Raw genomic sequence first — 18,820 nt, 5'->3', positions numbered from 1 at the left:
TATACAAATAGTGTAAAGTTATGGCTATTTAGTAGCTAGTTGTTGGTTGTTAGTCATTGGTTATGGTTAATCGCTAATGACCATTGACTATTGGCTACTGACCAAACAGCTTTCTTGTTTCGTTTAGGAATTTTATGGAATGGATTTCTTTCAGAAATCCGATGTGGTGGCGCAGGTAGGTGAGGAGCGCATTTTCCGTAAATTCCGGATGCTCAATTTGTTGCCCGCGGTGAAGTGCCCAAAGACCGTTTAGCGTTTCCGCTTTTGCACGGGGCGTGTCGACACCGAGACAATGCTCGCAAATGAATCCGCCTGTTTCGGGGAAAAAGTCTGCGGCGGGTTTGTCGAGCGTTTTACCGCAACGACTGCAAGTTTCAAGATCGAGATTGTAGCCCCACATGTCGCAAGTGTCTAAAAGCCAACGTGCGAAAATATTTGATTTGTGGGCGGACGTCGCGGAATTTGTCGAAGGCGATTCTGCCGATGTTGCAGCATTGGGCGTGTTTGCGAAACTGCAGCATTCGTTGAATTCGCTGAGGGATTGTTCTAGCCGCTCGAATTCTTCTTGGAGCGGAACCCCTTGCGGGGCATAGCGCAAAATCATCTCGGTGATGACCTGCGCTTTCGCAAGGCTCAACAAGTCGTTTCGCAAGTCCTTGTGCCAATCGAGAAGCGTCGCTTCCTTGATGAACTGCAATTCGGTATTTGGATTTTGCCGAAAGACAACTTCGCTCAACGAGAGCGGATCCAGAGCCCCGCGGAACGGGGATTCCTTTTTCTTGCCGCCCTTGACGATGAACGAAACAATCCCGCATTCTTCCGTCAGGACTTTAACGATAAAGCTGGAGTCGCTGTACGGAAAACGATGCAGGACAATGGCACGAGTTTTGATCATAGGTTCGCGGCTTTTATGCCGTGATTATTTTGCCGGGAACGGAGGCCAACCCATTTCCTGTCCGCCGACGACGTGCAGGTGGATGTGGAACACGGTCTGACCGGCATCAGCCTTGCAGTTGAACACAAAGCGGGCGCCGCCTTCTTCAAGGCCGAGGTCCTTGGCGATAAGCTGTGCGCGGTAGAGCATCTTGCCCACGAGTTCGCAATCTTCCGGTTTCATGTCCATGATGGTTGCAATGTGGCGCTTCGGCACGACCAAAAAGTGTACCGGTGCCTGCGGGGCGATGTCGTAGAAGGCGAACACATCGTCGTCTTCGTAGATTTTCTTGGAAGGGATTTCACCCTTGATGATTTTGCAGAAAAGGCAGTTTTCACTCATAGTATTATAATAGTAGTAAAAGAGGGTTAAGAAATTTCGCGTTGCTTTAAGATTTCTTCGACTTTGCGGTTCACTAAGTCATCGAATCGTTTGATTTGCATTAAGCGTCCGTTTTCTATGATGGCTTTCATGATTTTTATGTATAAGGCGCAAATCATAGAGGCCAATATAATTAGGACGATTCTTCCGGGGAGGTATATAACCGTTATAAAAGTGGACATTATGAGAAAAGAAAGGACCAGGGTGGCGGTGAATGTCCATTCCGGTAAAGCTGCTGGCTTAAGGCCGTGATTCTCGAGAATCGCGTTTTGCTTATGGAACAGGTCCTTGAAAATAAATGCATCAATGAAAGGCCCTATCACGCAACCGAGTAAAACTGCTTTTGTCGGAGTGAGCTCGGTAGAGGTGAATTGATTCTGTTCTTTTACGGCATAGTAAATCCATATACTGAACTTGTAGATGTATACAAGAAGGATTATGGAATAGACTGCTATAAAGAATAGAGATATGCAAAGAGCAAAGGATTCCGTAGTTGTCATTGACCCTTTTGTGTAGCTCGTGAATATCTGGATTAAAACTTCAATAGAAATCCAGGCAAGTATTGTGAACACCAGGGATACGAAAGTCCATATAATGGCGCTTTTGCCACGTAGGGCGTTCGCAGGCTCGTTTAGGAAGAATTCACTTTGCTGCGTGTTATTGTTGCAAATCATAAAAACCTCTCATGAACAATTTAGAAATAAAAGGTACATTCAGAGTACAACATTATCGTTATTGTTTGTTCGATTTTCGTATCTTTAAACTGAAATGTCTTTTATGGGTAAAATGTTGGCGGTGGTTTTTGCGCGGGTGGCTTACTCTGTGCTTAATCTTGCTGGTTGGAAAAAGAAAACGGTGCTTGCAAATGCAAAGCACGTGACCGTCGCAGTCCCGGATTATGATACCCTTTTAAAGAATTTGACTAAACATGTTGGCGAACTGTTGTTTTGCTTTGGAACGTTCAAAAGGTTGCCACATGATTTTTCTGCTTACCCGTGTCGCGTGGACGGCTGGAATTTTTCGCTTGACGAGGCTGCCATTCCTGTGCTTGAAAAAATGCGCAAGGGTGGAATTTTTTTGACCGCGCACTATGGCAACTACGAGGCGATGGGACCGTGGCTTTGCCGCCTTGGAATTCCGCTAGTGGCAAGCTACATTCCCGTGAAACCGAAGTGGCTCAACAACATTCTCGAACGTAAAATTCGTGCGGTCGATGGCCGGAGTTATTCTGTGGACGCCCGGACGCCTCGCGACTTTTTGCGGATTTTAGACGAAGGCAATCTTTTCTGCCTGCTTGATGATCAGGACTCTCGTATTCCGAGCGCCATTGAAGGAACTTTGCTGGGGCAACCGGTAAATGTGAATCCGCTGCCGGACTTTTTGCTAGAACATCGTCCGCAGACTCCTGTATTTATTTGCTGGATGGATGAGGTCGGCGCATCTTCGGAAAAGGTCCGCGTACTTCATGCGATAGAGGTTGCATCTCCGGCGCATTTCGCGCAGTCCAAAGTCAACAATCAATTCAACAAGTGGCTTGAACAGCGCATCCTCGAAAATCCGAATCTTTGGTACAGTTTCACACACCGTCGCTTTTACAGCCGTTCGCCAGAAATCTACGGAGAGTAATATGACTTGGACTCCACATAAAAAGAAACCGTTGCTTGTCAGATTTTTAGATTCGCTGAACGAACCGGATGAATGGCCCGCTTGGGTGCAGTTCTTTTTGCTGCCCAAGCCGCTTGGTCGCGAGAACTTTTTTGCGGTGCGTGTTGTTCTGCTTATTGCCATGGCGTTCTTTTCGTTGCAGGCGTTTTTCGGCGGTTATCAGTCGTGGATAGTCCAGTTCCTGCACAACCTAAACCTTCCTGTTCATGAAACCGGCCACATCGTTTTTAGAATCTTCGGGAGCGAGTTGATTACGTCTTTGGGAGGTTCTCTGTTCCAGACCATCATGCCGCTAGTATTCTGCTTTGCGCTGTGGATTAAGCCTCGCGACCTGTTCGGTGCCTCCATAGCTCTTTGGTGGGCGTTCGAAAACTTGATTGACGTGGCCCCTTACATCGAAGACGCTCTCCCCATGAAACTTATGCTCATCAGCGGTGGCACCGGCGCCGAAGCCCCTTACGGATTCCACGATTGGAATTTTATCTTGTCCGAAACGGGCTTGCTTTTAAAATGCGACGCCATTGCGTCTGTCGTTTATGCGATTGGTTATATAGGAATGTCGCTTTGCGTTTTGTGGGGCGCTTGGAACCTGCTCTATTACTTTATTTACCAGCGGAAAACAGATATACTTATATAAGATTTGTTTCGACGAGGAATCGGTAAAAGCAGAGTACCGCAACCCCTAAAATGAATACCGTCACAATCACGAATTGCACAGGGTGCTCGTGAAAATCGTAATCCGCCTTGCCATAAGAAAAATTGCCACGCACAATGGCACTGATGAAAAAAGCAAAGAATAAAATGGCAAGTAAAAGAGACATTGGTGAAAAATTAGAAAAATCACCGTAAATTGATGTTTTTTTTGACCCTTTTAAATGCGAAAATAAAAAAAATAAAGGTATATTGATTTATATCTATCAGGGGACATTTTGTCAAGGTATTCATTATGAACACATCTAATCTTGCAAGAGTTAGGAGCATTGCGGTTCTTGTACTGGCGGCGGTACTGCTTGAAGCGACTACTGCTTTCCAGTATATATCTACGCGACGTGCAATTACGGCTCAGATTAAGGAAATGGCCCAGCAAGATTTGACGTCTGCTAACCGTACTTTTGAAATCAAGGAAATTACGGAGGCTGTCATTGCGGGTGCGTTACCGGAGGTCGAACGATTAGCGACTCTTGGTCAAAATGATTCTTTGCACAAAGTCTTGCAGCATTTGATAGCGGTTACTCCGGAAATTGTTGGAATTGATTTTGCTTATCGCGTGGGGGATGATGGCGTTCGCAACGGGTACTTTACTTTTAGGGATGAAAAAACAAATGAAATTAAAGATACGGTTATAGGATTCGATTATACAGAGCGCACTTGGTATCGCGAAGGGTTGCAGGGAAATGGCTTTTGGAGTGAACCCTACATGAGCCGTTATTATGTGGCGCTTATGTCGACTTTCTCGCGCCCGGTGCGTGACAACCACGGCAAGACAATTGCCGTTATTGGTGCTGATCTTCCGATGCGTAATCTTTCTGCGATGGCTGTGCAGTTGTACAACAACCAGCAGCGTTCTCTGTTTATGGTTATCGTTTTGCAAGTCCTTGGAATACTTGTTCTCGGTTTTATTATATATCGCAGTATTGTCAGTGTCCGTAAACTGAACAAGGTTAGCGCCGAAAAAGACCTGATGAATAGGGAACTTGGCATTGCTAATAGAATCCAGACTGCGATGTTACCGCCTCCGATGCCTGCAAACGATTTCGTGGATATCGTCGGCAGTCAGGTCCCCGCAAAGCAAGTGGGTGGCGATTTCTATGATTATTTTATCCGTGACGGAAAGCTATTCTTTAATATTGGCGATGTTTGCGGTAAGGGAATTCCAGCTGCACTTATTATGTCGATGACGCAGGCCGTGTTCCGTACGGTTGCTTCTAAGGAAGATAATCCTGCGCAAATTGTTCACGACATGAATGTGATGGCTAGTCGAGGGAATACGACCGGCATGTTTGCTACGCTGTTTGTGGGCGTGCTCGACTTGGCAACAGGGCGTTTACGTTATAGCAATGCGGGCCACGAAAAGCCTATTATCGTGACGGGGCGAAAAATGCGCTATCTCGATGTTGTTGCCAATATTCCCATAGGTGTTGACGAAGATAAAGAATTTAATTCGCAGGAATCGGACATTGACACCGATGATATCATTTTACTTTATACCGATGGCCTTACCGAGGCTATGAACGCGGGCGAGGAACTGTTTGGCTTGAAACGGGTTGAAAGTACGGTAAGCGGAGAAGGTGATGGTGCCGAGAACCGCGATTTACCATCGTTCGATAAGTCACAACAATTACTTGATACGATGTCTCGGGCTGTGTCTGGGTTTGTGAATGGTGCCGAACAAAGCGACGACCTCACGATGCTGGTGATAAAGTTTGTAAAAAAGCAGATAAATTAATTAATTCGATTATAACATTCCTGCATAGATGTATTTATTTCTTTACGTTTCTGCGGGCACGAAATATAAAATCTGATGTTGTGCAAGGCTCAACGGATTTTTCGTGCAAACAGGCCTGTTAGAAGGAATAGAATCTATATTACAATAAAATACAGGAGTGTTCGATGCAAATCAAAAAGTTACCAGTGATAGCTGTTTCTGCAGTTTTGAGCTTTGTGGCTTGTTCTGATGTTTCCAATCCAATGGAGGCGGCCGGCAATGGATATGGTGGCGGCGTTTCCAGTTCTAGCAATGATTTTCTAGGCTTTGATTTATCAAGCTCTAGCGCATTATTTCCTGGTAATGAACTTTCTAGTTCAAGTCTCGTTATTCCGGGCAACGAATTTTCTAGTTCTAGCGCCGTGAATCCTGGTAATAGACTGTCGAGCTCTAGCGTTTTTATCCCCGGTAACCATTCAAGTTCCAGCGTGGTAATTCCAGGCTTTGGAAAGTCCAGTTCTAGCATTTCTAAGCCAAATAACGGAACTTCTAGTTCCAGTACGTTCAATCCCGGCAATAGTGGTTCTGGCGATGACGAAAACGATAATGAAGATGCTCGTACCTTGAACGGCTCGCAGATACTCCTGAAAGTGTCGGGTACTACGGCAACGGTGGAAAACAACAATGGATGCGTTACTGTCGAAGACAAGAGCGCAACGATTACTTGCCCGGGCGCCTATTACGTGACCGGCGAATCCTCCGATTTCCAGGTTGTGGTGAATACTCCAGGTACCGACAAAGAAGGCAATACCGGCATTTACCTCCATAACGCGACCTTGAAAAGCTCCAATTCCCCGATTCTTGTGAAGAATGCCGACAAGGCTGTTATTCATTTGGTCAAGGGTACGACTAACGTAATAGAAGATGGCAAGGGAAACCATGTATTTACTACGGTCAATGGCAAACAGGATACCGCAAAGGCAGCCATCTATTCCAAGGATGACATGAATATCAAGGGTGCTGGCAAGTTGACGGTTACGGCAAACTTTAAGAACGGTATCCAATCCAGCAACGATCTTAAAATCAAGAACGGTGACATTACCGTGGTTGCAAGCGAAGACGGTATCAAGGGCAAGGGCAGCCTCGAAATTTCGGGCGGTACCTTGAACATTACCGCCAAGGCAGGCGATGGTCTCGAAAGTGATGAATGCATCGAGAATAATGGCGCTTTCAAGGATACTGTCGCAGGCAAGGGCTATGTCGAGATTTCTGGTGGCAACATCACCATCAAGGGTCATAAGAGCGGCATCAAGGCGGCCAACTACATTCTCGTGAGCGATTCCACCGAAGCATCGACAATCAAGATTGAATCCCCAAACAAGGGCATCTCTGCCGAAAAGTACATCTATGTCAACGGTGGTACCATCGACGTGAAATCAGATTCTTCGGCGATTCGTACCAACTGGCAGGTTTACATGAACGGCGGTGACGTGACCATCTCGACAAAGAAGAAGGGCATTCACGCAGATTCCGCCCTGTACTTGAAAGGTTCCACGATTAACGTTGTTACATCTCTCGAAGCTATCGAGGCTTACCAAATTTTTGCCGAGGGCGGCGTGACCTCCGTTTTTGCAACTAACGATGGCTGGAATGGTGGTGGTGGCCCCAAGAACCAGAATAGTTCCATGGCCATGTTCAGTGAGAGCAGCGGCTATATCACCATCAGTGGCGGTTACCATTACATCAGCGTGAAGGGCAACATGGTCGACGGGCTAGATGCTAATGGTACTGGAAAAATGACCGGCGGTGTGGTGATTGTTGAAATTACCGGCCAGAGCTACGAAAATGGTGGCGGCATGGGCGGCGGTATGGGCGGTGGCTTCAATTTCGGCGGTGGCTGGGGCTTCCCGGGCATGGGTGGTCAGCAAGGTGGAAGTGATTGCGGCGCCTACAACTTTGCTGGGGGTCTCATTGATACCGATGACGGATTTACAGTTAGCGGAGGCGTTCTCCTCGCGTTTGGCAACTACACGATGGATGTTCCCGGATGCACCGCTTTGACCTACAATAGTAGCAGCTACTATGGTTCCGACAAGGCTGCATTTAAGCCGACTTATCAAGGCAATTATATTCTTTATGGAGGCGAAGTAAAGTCCGTGGCTCAGGTGCAAACTGGCGGCATGAAGGAAATCAAGTTCCCCAACGGCTTAAGCTACATGTACAAATAGAGTTGTTTAGATAAAATCGATTGAATGTTTAATACGGGCTGCATCGTGCGATGTGGCCTGTTTTTTTGCAAAAAAATGTCGTTTGACTATTTAAATTCCGAGAGCCTTGATCCAATCGACATCCGGAGTCACTGTAAGTGTTTGTAGTCCGCAATTAGCTGCAGCAGCGGTGTTGACGGGGCTGTCGTCGAGGAATATCGTTTCGGCAGGGGAGGCTCCGAGTTCGCGAATGGCGGTATTGAATATCTCGGAGTCGGGCTTTTGCAAATGGAGTTCCTGGCTCAAGAAAATCTTGTCGAAAAAGTCCTCGAGGCGGTTCCCGTTTGCGTTGATCCAGTTCTTGCAGCAACATTCCCAGTGCAATTCGTTGGTGTTGCTCAATAGCGAAACGCTAGCAACGCCTTCGGTTTTGCGTAAACGACGGAGCGCTTCTAATTTGCGTTCTGCGACGTCCAAGCAAATGGAATTCCATGCATGCTCAATATCGATGGGCTTTGTTCCTGCGGAACATTTAGCCGCGACTAGCTTGCAAAAATCCTGTGTGCTGACCCAGCCGAGTTGGTAATTCTCCATGAGCTTGTTGATTTTTGCGCCTTGCTCAAGTTCTGCTGGCGGTAATCCTAGTGCGGCAAAGCGTTCGTAAGCGTTTTGGATGCGAATGTCCAAAAGGACTCCGCCCAAATCAAAAATGTAATTCTGGAGCTTGGATTTTTGCGTCATGGCTATAAATATAGAAAGCAGCGCTAAGGCTGCTTTTCTGTATTATGCTTCAGTTGCTTCGATTACTTCTGGTTCGTTTGGTACTTGCTGTTCTGCGTTTTCTTGCTGTTCAGTTTTTTCCTTTAACTGCAAGTAGAATTCGCAGCAGGCTGTTGACATGTAGGGAACCACCCAAATTAAAGCAATGCCCAGAGTGATAAGCGATAAAAGGAGCCATGGAATAAATCTCAGTTCGAGGATGAATAATTCCATGCGGTGTCCGTACATCATTTCTTTACTCTTCTTGATGGCTTCCAAAGGTGAATATTCGGGATGGTCAATGAGAATGTATAAAGACATTGAATAAGAGAACGCTCTCATGATGCCGGGGATAATCAAGAGAAAAGCCCAGAGCACAACGAATATGCTCATTAAAAGCTGCGTGCAGAACGCATTGACGGCGTAAATGAAACCATGAGTAAAACCGCTAAATATGCGCTTGTAATATAAAGGTCTGTTACAGACAATGTCATAATAGAATGCGAGAATACCAATGTCCAAAACCCATGTTAAAGCCCATTCTATAGGTCCCCAAATGCCGTTGTATAAAGCTTGGCCTACGGTACCATCTTCGAAGAATAAAGACGGAAGATCAAGTGCGATTGAGATGATGAAGAATAATAGGAATCCGAGGCAAGCTTGTGTCCACTTGCCACTTAATTTCTTCCATGCGGTCTGTTTGATTTGTTCGGTATCAAGAGCGTTCATATTGTCTCCATCTTATAAAAAGTTTTTGTATGTATAAATATATAATTTAATTGGAATGTTCTTTTAGAGTAAGTTGCGAAATTGTTGCTGCAACGGTCGAAACGCCGCCGATGAACGAGGCGATAAACGCTCCGCAGAACAGGTAAAGCGGTAATGAATAGATTGCGCCATTCGTAAAAGCAATGAATTTTAGTTTGTGAGTTTCTTGACGGCTTTCTTTGGGCGGTAAACGCCAACGTTCGTAGGTGTAGTCCATGAAACCGTATCCGAAATAGTACGCGTTGATAATGAAAATCAAGATAATAGAGGCTACGCTTCCGACAACGGGTATAAAATTCAGCAGAAGGCAAAGTACAGTGAGCAAAAGTTGCTTTGCGGTATTGCGAATGGCGATGCGAATGGCTCGCCAGATGTCGTGAATAGTTTGTTTCATGTCAAACGGAAATTCCTTCCCGGTGAGGATTGTTTCTGTCTTTTCCGAAAGGAACGTGTAAATAGGCGACATCAATATGTTGACAATCGTTCCGCCGATAAAGATAAACAGCGCAAAGAAAATAATCGGTAGAATAATCTTGATGGCTATCATGCCTGCGTGAATCCAACCGTTCATGTTTTCAACGCTGCGCTCGATGATGCCGTTGATCCAGTCGCCAATGCTCATGCCCGAAAATACAAGAGCCACAACGACGATAATGTTCAAAAGAACCGGAATCAGCAAATATCTAACGAGATTGTTTGCCCAAATAAGGCGCAATGCCTTGGTGTAAGAGGTAAGGCCGAGCTTGAACTGGCTTGATTTTGAAAGAACTTTTTTTTGCATTGTGAAATAATAATAAAAAAGAAAAAGGCGGTATGCATGACCGCCTTTTGGAGTTTAGGTGTGGTTTATGATTGATATTGAAACTTTTTTATTTGATGACTACGCTTTTCATGGAGCTTTCTTGCTTGACCATGTAAACGCCTGCATTGTGAACCTTGTTCTTAATAGCTTTGCTTAAGTTCATGCTTTGCGTGGTACTGATGGTTCCGAGGAATTGACCCTGCATGTCGAATATTTCCAAATTTTGTTCGTTAAATGCTTTTAACTTCGGTGCATGCAATGCTGTGCTTGCTTCACCGGTGTAGACTTTAGCGTAGGCGAAATCGATAGTGCCAGAGGCGTTTCCGTTTTCGGGGTATTGGCCGGCTTCGCCAAGGACCTTCGCTTCGTACATGGAGTTGCCGAGTTCAAGGCCCAAGCTCTTCCAACCGTCAAAGTGGGCTGTGATGTCGATGGTCCCGCAAGAACGTTTGCTCTTACGCACGCTGAAATATTGTGTGAACGGAGTGTTGTCACCTTCGATAGAACCGCGCTGGACTTTGTCGACATAGACTTCATAGGTGGCGCCGTCTACGTTAATGGAACCGCGCAGACCACATTCGTCGCAGCCTTCGGTGGATTTGCCAATCCAGTTCGGTCGATACGGACTCCAGTTGTCGACGATGTACCATTCGATGAGCGGGTCTTGCGACCAGCCGTAAACGCCGATGTAGGAGTAGGTCACGTTGGAATAACTTGAAAATTTGGGATCGGTCAGCTTGAAGTCAGCGTAAAGGTGTCCGAGGTCGGTGTACTTGAGCCCGCTGTTCATGCCGTAGCGGATGCCTTCGCGGCAGAGGTAATCGTTCACGTTGTTGAATTCGCAGGAGAAAGAGCCGTCGGTGTAGAACGTGGCGGAGTTGTCGCCGATGTCTGCCCAAAGTTCGTAATTATAGTTACCGATATCGTTGATGTCGTTGGAGGTGACGACCGTGCTTTCGCCGCTGTGGGTTGCTGTGTTGCAAAAATCCTGGGTGTAGGCTTCTGTGGTAAATGCAACGGCAAGACTAAAAACGAAAAATCTTGAATTGAGCTTTTTCATAAAACATCCCTTTTTTATACTCCAAAGGTAACTTTTAATGGGGTGGTTGGGATACCATTAGTGAACTAGAATTTTAAAAGTGTTGCATGTGTTTTGATGCGTCTCGGCCGCTTTTCTGCTGTTCCCGGACGGCTTTTTTGAGCCTTGCCCCCATGTGTCGAAAATTTGACACTTTCTTTTGCTATATTCAACAGACCCCCGAACGGGGTGTCTGGCAGCGGTGGTTGCCAGGCTTGTGTCACCGAGGGCCGTGCGGGCTGTGCTATCCAATGAGGGGTGTATGGCTCGGTGGACCCCAAATCCGGAAACGGAATCTACAAGTAGGAATCTCAAATGGATTTTTCTGCGATTATTGCTGAAGAGCTGAATCTTGAAGTGTGGCGCGTATCTAAGGCGCTCGAACTTATGGACCAAGGGGGCACGATCCCCTTTATCGCCCGTTACCGTAAGGACCAGACGGGTACATTGAACGAAATTGAACTCCGCGACATTAGCCACCGTCGCGACTACCTCCAGGAACTTGTGGACCGCAAGGAAACGATCCTCAAGAGCATCGAGGAACAGGGCAAGCTCACGCCGGAACTCAAGGCTCAGATCGAAGCTTGCAAGGACAAGACTCTTCTCGAAGATATTTACGCTCCGTTCAAGCCGAAGAAGCGTACTCGCGCAACTATCGCAAAGGAACTTGGCTTGGAACCGCTCGCTCGCTTGATGTGGGCTCAGGAAAATACCGGAAACACGGCCGAAGAAATCGCACGCATTTATTTGTCCGAAGAAAAGGGCCTTGCAGACCCGCGTGCAGCCCTCAAGGGTGCTGCAGACATCCTCGCCGAAGAAGTTGCAGACAACGCAGAATTCCGTCAGTATCTCCGCAATAAGGTCGAAAAGACTGGCGTCATGGTTTCCAAGGTCAAGAAGGATTTCGAAAAGCAAGAAACCAAGTTCAAGGATTACTACGACTTTAGCGAACCGGTCGGCAAGATTCCGAGCCATCGTATGCTCGCTCTCCGTCGTGGCGAAAAGGAAAAGGTGCTCCGCCTCTCCATCGAAGTCCCGAACGAAGAAATGATCGGTTATCTCCAGAATCAGGTCATCAAGCACGACTCTGTCTGGAAGCCGTACCTCGAAGATATGTGCAAGGACGCTTGGGAACGCTTGCTCCAGCCGAGCATGGAAAGCGAAGTGCGCCTCCTCCTCAAGGACGCCGCCGAAGAAGAAGCTTTCAAGGTGTTCTCCAAGAACCTCCAGGATGTTTTGCTCGCCGCTCCGGCAGGCCACAAGGCTGTGCTCGCTCTTGACCCGGGTTTCCGTACGGGTTGCAAGGTCGCTGTGCTCGACAAGAACGGCAAGTTCATGGATCATGGCATCATCAAGCCGCATGAACCGTGGAACGACAAGGCCGGTGCCGCAGTTTATCTGATGAGCCTCATCGACAAGTATCAGATTGACCTCATCGCTATCGGTAACGGTACGGCTAGCCGCGAAACGGACGCTTTCTGTGGTGAAATGGCTCTCAAGTTCAAGGGCAAGGTTCCGCCGCGCGTTATCGTCTCCGAAGCCGGTGCATCTGTCTATAGCGCAAGCATGATCGCTATCGCCGAATTCCCGAAGGAAGACGTGACGACTCGTGGCGCTATTTCCATTGGCCGCCGTTTGCAGGACCCGCTCGCTGAACTTGTCAAGGTTGATCCGCAGTCCATTGGCGTGGGTCAGTACCAGCATGACGTGAACCAGCGCGAACTCAAGAAGCGCTTGGACGAAGTTGTGGAAAGCTGCGTGAACATGGTCGGTGTCGACGTGAACAGCGCTTCTGCTCCGCTCCTCTCTCACGTGGCAGGCCTCAGCAACACGCTTTCTGAAGCTATTGTGAAGTACCGCGAAGAAAACGGCGCTTATGCAAGCCGTGAAGATTTGAAGAAGGTCAAGGGCTTTGGCCCGAAGGCATTCGAACAGGCCGCAGGCTTTATGCGTATCCCGGGTGCTGAAAATCCGCTCGACGATTCCGCCGTGCATCCTGAAAACTACGCTCTCGTCGAAAAGATGGCTGAAAAGGTCGGCGTTCCGGTCAAGGAAATGGTTGGTAATGCCGAAGCCGTCAAGGGCATCAAGCTCGATGAATTCCTCTCCGACGAAGTCGGTCGTGCTACCTTGGAAGATATCGTGAAGGAACTCCAGAAGCCGAGCCGCGACCCGCGTAAGGAATTCCGTTATGCTAAGTTCGATGACCGCATCAAGACCATCAACGACCTTGTGACGGGTAGCTGGATGGAAGGTGTCGTGACCAACGTTGCTAACTTCGGTGCTTTCGTGGACATCGGTGTGCATCAGGACGGTCTCGTTCACATTTCAGAAATCAGCGACAAGTATGTGACGGACGCCAAGGACGTGCTTACGGTCGGTGACGTGGTGAAGGTCCGCGTGGTTGCTGTCGATGCTAACCAGAAGCGCATCAGCCTTTCCATGAAGCAGGAACAGACGGACGGTGTTGCCGGTGCTGGCGCAAACGGTCCTCGCGGTCAGCGCGTGGGAGGCCCGCGTGGTGTTGGTCACCGCGACGGTGGTGCTCGTCCCCAGGGCGGCATCCAGGGCCATGCAACGATTGCCGACCTCAAGAACAAGATTGCCGGTAAGGAACGCCCGGGCTTTGCTCAGAAGAAGCCGCAGGCCGCCCAGCCCGCCAAGCTGAACGCCCTCCTCAAGTCGATGAAAAAGGGATTTTAGCCGAGTGTCGCGGCAACCGGGCTTGCTCGAGTTGCCATGACCGAGGCGTACTTTTTGCGCTACGTAAGTAGCGCAACAAAGGCTTCTAAGATTTGACAGCGCAGACGTGCTTGCACGTCTGCATTGGCAAATCGCCGAGCCTTGCACAACGAAGTTGTGCAACGGTTTCTAGCCGGTAAAGATGTCACCCCGGCCTTTGTGCCGGGGTCACCTTTTCGGCATCCCCTTTCAAAACAAACGAAAACAGCACTCGATAGAATCGAGTGCTGTTTTTGTGTTAAGTCTCACAAGATAAGCAAAGCTTCGTTACATCGCGGATTCCGCGACAACTTTGCCTAAATGCTCGAAATTACGAGAACTTGATGACGCCAGCCGGGCAGCTTTCTGCAGCGTCCTTGATTTCGTTTTCGTAAGCGGAGAAGTCTACGCCTTCCTTAACGACCATCTTTTCCGGAACGGAGAAGACTGCATCGCAAGTTGCTTCGCAAGCGCCGCAGGAGACGCATTCGTCGCTGGATTCATCGAGCCAAACTTTTGTAATTGCCATAAAATACCTCTTATATTGGTTAGGTTTTCCCAAAAGATATAAAAAAATTACGCTCGCAGGGTGAAAAAAGTAAAGGAAAATGGAAAAAAATGGGGTTTGGCCATTAGTCAATGGTCAATAGTCATTGGCAATAACCAACAACTAATAACTAGTATCTCCTAACTCCTAACCAACAACATGTTTTTATATATTCTCATTCAAATGCGTAAATTTGTCTGCCTTATAATCCTATTTTGCTCGTTCTCTTTTGCTTCACCTTCTGGTGGGTGGTCAGGCTGGATGCGTGATTTGGTCTCGTCAGAGGGGACTATTTTGCCGCTCAGTTTTAGTATCAATAAAGACGATTATAATTTGGGGTTGTGGGGCGGCGTAAAAATTGCCGACGGATTGTATTTGAATGGTCAGTCGTTTAATTTTCATTTGGTTAATGACACTAAAGATTCTGTCACAAGAATTGGTGCTGCCTTTCTCTTGCATACGATTGCTATACCGATTGCGATCTATGATTTCTTTGATCCATCTAGTCATGAACTCCGTGTATATTATGCTATGGCGGTGCTATTAAATCCCACATTGGAATTCTATGTCGTGCGTGAATATGTCCCTATTTCGGTCGGAATCGGTTATAATACAGATTGGTTTGCTTTTAAGCCTAATCAGAAATTTTATTTCCGTGTGCATGGTGATGTAAACATCGAAATTCCTTTTTTTGTTAGAGTGACGGCTTCTTATTCCTATTCGTTTTTGGACACCTACGATTTGAAAAAAGGTTTCAGGCTTTATTTTGGAGTTGCCTTGTTCCATTTTCCTGTGTCAAAGCGTTGGTGGTAGAAATCATAAAAAATACAGAATAATCTCTGCCTACAGCCTACCGTCTACTTCCTACTATTTCTACATTTGCTTTAAATTTTTCGGGCTAATCCGGGCAATGGTGCTCGCCTTTCGCCTGAAAATGAAGAGGACATCGTAAACGATGAAAAAAGTGGTTGTAAAAATTGGTGGCAGCTTGGCAATCGACGAAGCCAAGTTGGCCGATTTTGTGGCGGCAGTCAGCAAGCTTCCGGCTATGGGCTGCCAAGTGGCCGTGGTGCACGGCGGTGGCAAGGACATCAACGAGAACATCTCCTTGCTCCGAGAACAACCCACCTTTATCGACGGTCTCCGAGTCACGACGCCTTCTATCATGAAGATGGTCGAAATGACGCTCTCGGGACACGTCAACAAGAAGCTCGTGCGAATGCTCCTCGAAAACAATTGTAGCGCTGTCGGCCTCAGTGGTGTCGATGGCAAGTTGTTTGAAGTGGTCAAGAAGCAGGGCAAGGTGGATCTTGGCCTCGTGGGTGAAGTCAAGAAGGTCAATCCGAAGATTGTGGAAACGCTTTGGTCCGCTGGCTTTGTTCCTGTCGTAAGCCCGATTTCCATCGGTCCTGACGAAAACGGCAAGGCTGTGAGCTGGAACGTGAATGCCGATACCGCCGCAAGCGAACTGGCTGTGGCGCTCCATGCTGACCAGTTCGTGCTGGTGAGCGATGTTCCGGGAGTGATGGACGATACCAAGACTGTCATTCCTGAACTCACGGAGGAAGCAAGCGAATCCCTCATTGCTTCTGGCGTTATTAACGGCGGTATGATTCCGAAGGTCCGCGAAAGTTTCAAGAGCATTTCTCGCGGTCTCAAGAGCATTCACATTGTCGGCTGGAAGGATGCCGACCACTTTGTAAAACAAATTAATGGAGAACTGAACTATGGCACAATCCTTGGCTAATTCCGTTTTTGAAGAAGACAAGCAGTTTATCGCCCCGCTTTATGGCAAGGCCAATATTGAATTTGTCCGTGGCGAAGGTTCTTACTTGTTCGACAAGAACGGCAAGAAGTATCTTGACTTTGTCGCTGGCATCGCCGTGAACGCTCTCGGCCACCAGAACGCAGCTATCAAGAAGGCTGTCGAAGAACAGATGGACAGCTTCTTCCACATTTCGAACCTTTATCCGAACTACCCGCAGGTGAACCTCGCTAAGGCTCTACTCGCTGCAACGGGTTTCGACAAGGCATTCTTCTGCAACTCCGGTACCGAAGCTAACGAAGGTTGCATCAAGTTTGCACGTAAGTATTTCGATCGCAAGGGTGAAAAGAACCGCCAGAAGATCGTGACGTTCATCAACAGCTTCCACGGTCGTACGTTTGCAGCCCTTTCTGCAACGGGTCAGCCGGCCATCCGCGAAGGCTTCGGTTCCATGCCGGGTGACTTTGTTCACGTTCCTTGGAACGATGTCGCAGCCCTCAAGGCCGAAGTCAACAGCGACACTTGCGCTATCATGCTCGAATCTCTCGCTGCCGAAGGCGGCGTGATGACCGTGTCCGATGAAATGGTCGCTGCAATCAACAGCCTCAAGAAAGAATTCGGCTGCCTCGTGATTGTCGACGAAGTCCAGGCAGGTATGGGCCGTCTCGGCACATTCCTTGGCCTCCAGAAGCATGGCATTGACGCTGACCTCGTGTCGCTTGCCAAGGCTCTTGGCGGCGGTCTCCCGCTCGGTGCTGTGCTCCTCCGCCAGAAGGTTGCTGATCAGCTCAAGGCAGGCGATCATGGCACGACGTTTGGCGGTAACCCGGTTGCTTGCGCAGTGGGTCTCGCTGTCGTGAACCAGATTGCAAAGCCGGAATTCCTCGCCAATGTCGAAGCTCGCTCCGCTCAGCTCAAGGCTGGCCTCGAAGCGATTGCTGCTAAGTTCTCGGCAGTGAAGGGCGTGCGTGGTGAAGGTCTTATTCTCGGCCTCGCTCTCGACGAATCGCTCCCGGTCGGCAACGTGATTGCTGCCGCTCGCGACGAAGGCATGATGGTTCTCAGCGCTAAGGGCAACGTGCTCCGTTTGCTCCCGCCGCTGAACGTCTCTGCCGCTGAATGCGACGAAGCTTTGACGAAGCTTGAAAAGGCCTTCGCCAAAGTTGCGAAGTAGGCTTGTCATGCCCGCGAAGGCGGGCATCTCCTTTAAAAACGCCTATGGACAAACTCCATAGGCTATTTTTTTTCCATCGGCGCGTTAATTTATGTAGTTTATACTACGATGAAGCTGTCTCCGAAATTCATAAGCGCTTTTGCCGCAATCCTTTTTGCCGTCCTTTTTGTTTCCTGTTCAAAAACGAACGAGGATCCTGTTGCCCACTCAAAATCAAATGAATTTCCCGTTGCTGCAAAGAACTATTATGTTACGAATGCTTTTCGTTTAGCTTTGCCTAAAGGGTATTCCGTGGACAGTTTTCCTGATTATGAGTTTTGTCACATTAGAACTCCTTTAGGGGATACGCTCATGACTTTTACCCCATCGTGGTTTTGGCATGATTGGTATCCGGTAAAGTTTTCGCATCCTGAAAATCCGAATGAATTTAGTGAGATCGGAAGACATGATGCCGTAAGGGTTATTGATGGCGTAAAAACCAAAGTTCGCTCTGTTTATATTTGGTCTGAACGGAGCTGTTTGAAGAAAAGTGGCTCATGGTGTTTCCCTGTATCAATAGAATTCATTTATTATCCCGATCAAGTAGATACCACAATTTGCGAAAACATAATCCGTTCTGCAAAAATCCACAGCTATAACAAAAATTATTTGTGCAGCATTTATACGCCTGATAATGATTCTTTGGGAGGCGTAACAATGTCTAAGTTGCGCAACTTGCATATAAAGGATATTCAAACGTTAGTAAAAGATATCGAACTTTTGCCTGCTGTGTCAGCGGACCAAGACTTCTTTGAAAAAAACGGAAAATACCTGTTTCTTGCCGATTGCTTTATGGGTGATGAATACAAAGGCTCATTTCACATCGACGAATCTTGTGAAATCGGATGGAATGGAAAATATGCTGAAAAAACAGATGTCGTTGATTTGTTAATGGCTATGGAAGATAAACCGTTTAAAGAAAGACTTTTGAAAAAATGTCAGATGGAACAGCCTCCAAGACCGCCTCATAATTGTTCGAAACTATACAAATTAAATATTCATTACAGTAAAAACGATGTTCCGCAAGCGTTTGATTTTACTTATCATTCGCGTTCAAAATATCTAGAAGACGAATTTGTGATTTCTCCAATCCAGGCTGCAATTGATTATGATGGATTTGTTCAATTGAGGGTTGATGGCAAAATTAGCGAGTTCCCCATTTCTTATGTGAATCCCGGCGAAGAAAAGAAGCTAGATGAATCGAAAATAAAGAATGTGAAATCGCTTTTGGGAAAAACCGAAACTACGACTGTCAATAATTTGTGGGGAACTGGGAGCTTGTTTACGAGAAGCAATCTTTTCAAAGGGAAATGGCAGGAAATGCGCATTTTGACGCCTCTTTTAAGTGATTTCCAAGGAATGCATGTTTCAGGTTATGCTTGTTCTGATTGGCAGCCGTTGCGCGAAGTTACTGAACCCAAATGCAAAGGGCAAACGGCAAAATCCAAAGTCGTAAAATCAAAAACGCCGGAACAATTGCCTGCGGATAGCCTTATGAAACGCATTAATCGCGATATTGATGCTGTGCTTGATTGTACCGAAGAGGAATTTTAAA

18 protein-coding genes are annotated in these 18,820 nt (G+C 47.3%); 9 read left to right on the top strand and 9 right to left on the bottom strand.

Annotated features, from left to right (window positions below; genetic code table 11):
• Positions 1-94: 94 nt before the first annotated feature.
• Genes recO through BUA34_RS04255 form a run of 3 tightly spaced genes read right to left on the bottom strand, consistent with a single transcriptional unit; the run spans position 95 to position 1,989 of the window.
• Positions 95-895, bottom strand: a complete 801-nt coding sequence (gene recO / locus BUA34_RS04265) for a DNA repair protein RecO (RefSeq protein WP_072827497.1) — start codon at positions 893-895, stop codon at positions 95-97.
• Positions 896-919: 24 nt separating this feature from the next.
• The gene (locus BUA34_RS04260; RefSeq protein WP_072827496.1) at positions 920-1,276 is read right to left on the bottom strand and encodes a histidine triad nucleotide-binding protein; all 357 of its coding nucleotides are present in this window, start codon (positions 1,274-1,276) and stop codon (positions 920-922) included.
• A 26-nt stretch (positions 1,277-1,302) separates the two neighbouring features.
• Positions 1,303-1,989, bottom strand: a complete 687-nt coding sequence (locus BUA34_RS04255; protein WP_072827495.1) for a hypothetical protein — start codon at positions 1,987-1,989, stop codon at positions 1,303-1,305.
• A gap of 103 nt (positions 1,990-2,092) precedes the next feature.
• On the opposite strand from BUA34_RS04255, the gene BUA34_RS04250 reads away from it, so the two are divergent.
• Positions 2,093-2,941, top strand: coding sequence for a lysophospholipid acyltransferase family protein (locus BUA34_RS04250; RefSeq protein WP_254794321.1), 849 nt, complete (start codon positions 2,093-2,095; stop codon positions 2,939-2,941).
• Position 2,942: 1 nt separating this feature from the next.
• Positions 2,943-3,617, top strand: coding sequence for a hypothetical protein (locus BUA34_RS04245; RefSeq protein ID WP_072827493.1), 675 nt, complete (start codon positions 2,943-2,945; stop codon positions 3,615-3,617).
• On the opposite strand, the gene BUA34_RS04240 is transcribed toward BUA34_RS04245, so the two are convergent.
• Positions 3,610-3,801 carry a hypothetical protein gene (locus tag BUA34_RS04240; protein WP_072827492.1) on the bottom strand — a complete coding sequence of 64 codons (192 nt, stop codon included), beginning with the start codon at positions 3,799-3,801 and terminating at the stop codon, positions 3,610-3,612. The two genes, BUA34_RS04245 and BUA34_RS04240, sit on opposite strands and share 8 nt — an antisense overlap.
• 125 nt (positions 3,802-3,926) lie before the next feature.
• Here BUA34_RS04240 and BUA34_RS04235 point away from each other — a divergent pair, with 125 nt between their 5' ends.
• Both BUA34_RS04235 and BUA34_RS16160 read left to right on the top strand, forming a co-directional pair.
• The gene (locus BUA34_RS04235) at positions 3,927-5,426 is read left to right on the top strand and encodes a SpoIIE family protein phosphatase (RefSeq protein ID WP_083579727.1); all 1,500 of its coding nucleotides are present in this window, start codon (positions 3,927-3,929) and stop codon (positions 5,424-5,426) included.
• A 164-nt stretch (positions 5,427-5,590) separates the two neighbouring features.
• Positions 5,591-7,633, top strand: coding sequence for a carbohydrate-binding domain-containing protein (locus BUA34_RS16160; protein WP_072827490.1), 2,043 nt, complete (start codon positions 5,591-5,593; stop codon positions 7,631-7,633).
• Between the two features lie 90 nt (positions 7,634-7,723).
• Here BUA34_RS16160 and BUA34_RS04225 read toward each other — a convergent pair whose 3' ends face one another.
• From BUA34_RS04225 to BUA34_RS04210, 4 genes are all read right to left on the bottom strand, one after another.
• Entirely contained in the window at positions 7,724-8,353 is a 630-nt protein-coding gene (locus BUA34_RS04225; RefSeq protein ID WP_072827489.1) for an HAD family hydrolase, read from the bottom strand.
• A 42-nt stretch (positions 8,354-8,395) separates the two neighbouring features.
• Positions 8,396-9,100 carry a DUF975 family protein gene (locus BUA34_RS04220; RefSeq protein ID WP_072827488.1) on the bottom strand — a complete coding sequence of 235 codons (705 nt, stop codon included), beginning with the start codon at positions 9,098-9,100 and terminating at the stop codon, positions 8,396-8,398.
• Between the two features lie 46 nt (positions 9,101-9,146).
• A complete protein-coding gene (locus BUA34_RS04215; protein ID WP_072827487.1) occupies positions 9,147-9,920 on the bottom strand; it encodes an EI24 domain-containing protein in 774 nt (257 codons plus the stop codon).
• 88 nt (positions 9,921-10,008) lie between these two features.
• Entirely contained in the window at positions 10,009-11,001 is a 993-nt protein-coding gene (locus BUA34_RS04210) for a glycoside hydrolase family 11 protein (protein ID WP_072827486.1), read from the bottom strand.
• A 333-nt stretch (positions 11,002-11,334) separates the two neighbouring features.
• Between BUA34_RS04210 and BUA34_RS04205 the strand changes: the two genes are divergently transcribed.
• A complete protein-coding gene (locus tag BUA34_RS04205; RefSeq protein WP_072827485.1) occupies positions 11,335-13,722 on the top strand; it encodes a Tex family protein in 2,388 nt (795 codons plus the stop codon).
• A gap of 349 nt (positions 13,723-14,071) precedes the next feature.
• Here BUA34_RS04205 and BUA34_RS04200 read toward each other — a convergent pair whose 3' ends face one another.
• Positions 14,072-14,269 (bottom strand): ferredoxin, encoded by a 198-nt coding sequence (locus BUA34_RS04200; RefSeq protein WP_072827484.1) that lies wholly within the window; start codon positions 14,267-14,269, stop codon positions 14,072-14,074.
• A gap of 279 nt (positions 14,270-14,548) precedes the next feature.
• Between BUA34_RS04200 and BUA34_RS04195 the strand changes: the two genes are divergently transcribed.
• The 4 genes from BUA34_RS04195 to BUA34_RS04180 all read left to right on the top strand — a co-directional run bounded on the left by BUA34_RS04195 (position 14,549) and on the right by BUA34_RS04180 (position 18,819).
• Positions 14,549-15,100 carry a hypothetical protein gene (locus tag BUA34_RS04195; protein WP_139255869.1) on the top strand — a complete coding sequence of 184 codons (552 nt, stop codon included), beginning with the start codon at positions 14,549-14,551 and terminating at the stop codon, positions 15,098-15,100.
• 142 nt (positions 15,101-15,242) lie between these two features.
• Positions 15,243-16,034 carry an acetylglutamate kinase gene (argB, locus tag BUA34_RS04190; protein WP_072827482.1) on the top strand — a complete coding sequence of 264 codons (792 nt, stop codon included), beginning with the start codon at positions 15,243-15,245 and terminating at the stop codon, positions 16,032-16,034.
• Complete coding sequence (locus BUA34_RS04185) at positions 16,015-17,226, top strand: aspartate aminotransferase family protein (RefSeq protein ID WP_072827481.1); 1,212 nt, start codon at positions 16,015-16,017, stop codon at positions 17,224-17,226. The genes argB and BUA34_RS04185 overlap by 20 nt, the downstream gene beginning before the upstream one ends.
• A gap of 108 nt (positions 17,227-17,334) precedes the next feature.
• Entirely contained in the window at positions 17,335-18,819 is a 1,485-nt protein-coding gene (locus BUA34_RS04180; protein WP_072827480.1) for a hypothetical protein, read from the top strand.
• Position 18,820: the final 1 nt, after the last annotated feature.

Source organism: Fibrobacter sp. UWB12, assembly GCF_900142485.1.
In the GTDB taxonomy this organism is placed as follows: Bacteria; Fibrobacterota; Fibrobacteria; order Fibrobacterales; family Fibrobacteraceae; genus Fibrobacter.
The sequence above is the reverse complement of the archived record's forward strand: the minus strand, read 5'-3'. Positions and strand labels throughout refer to the sequence as shown.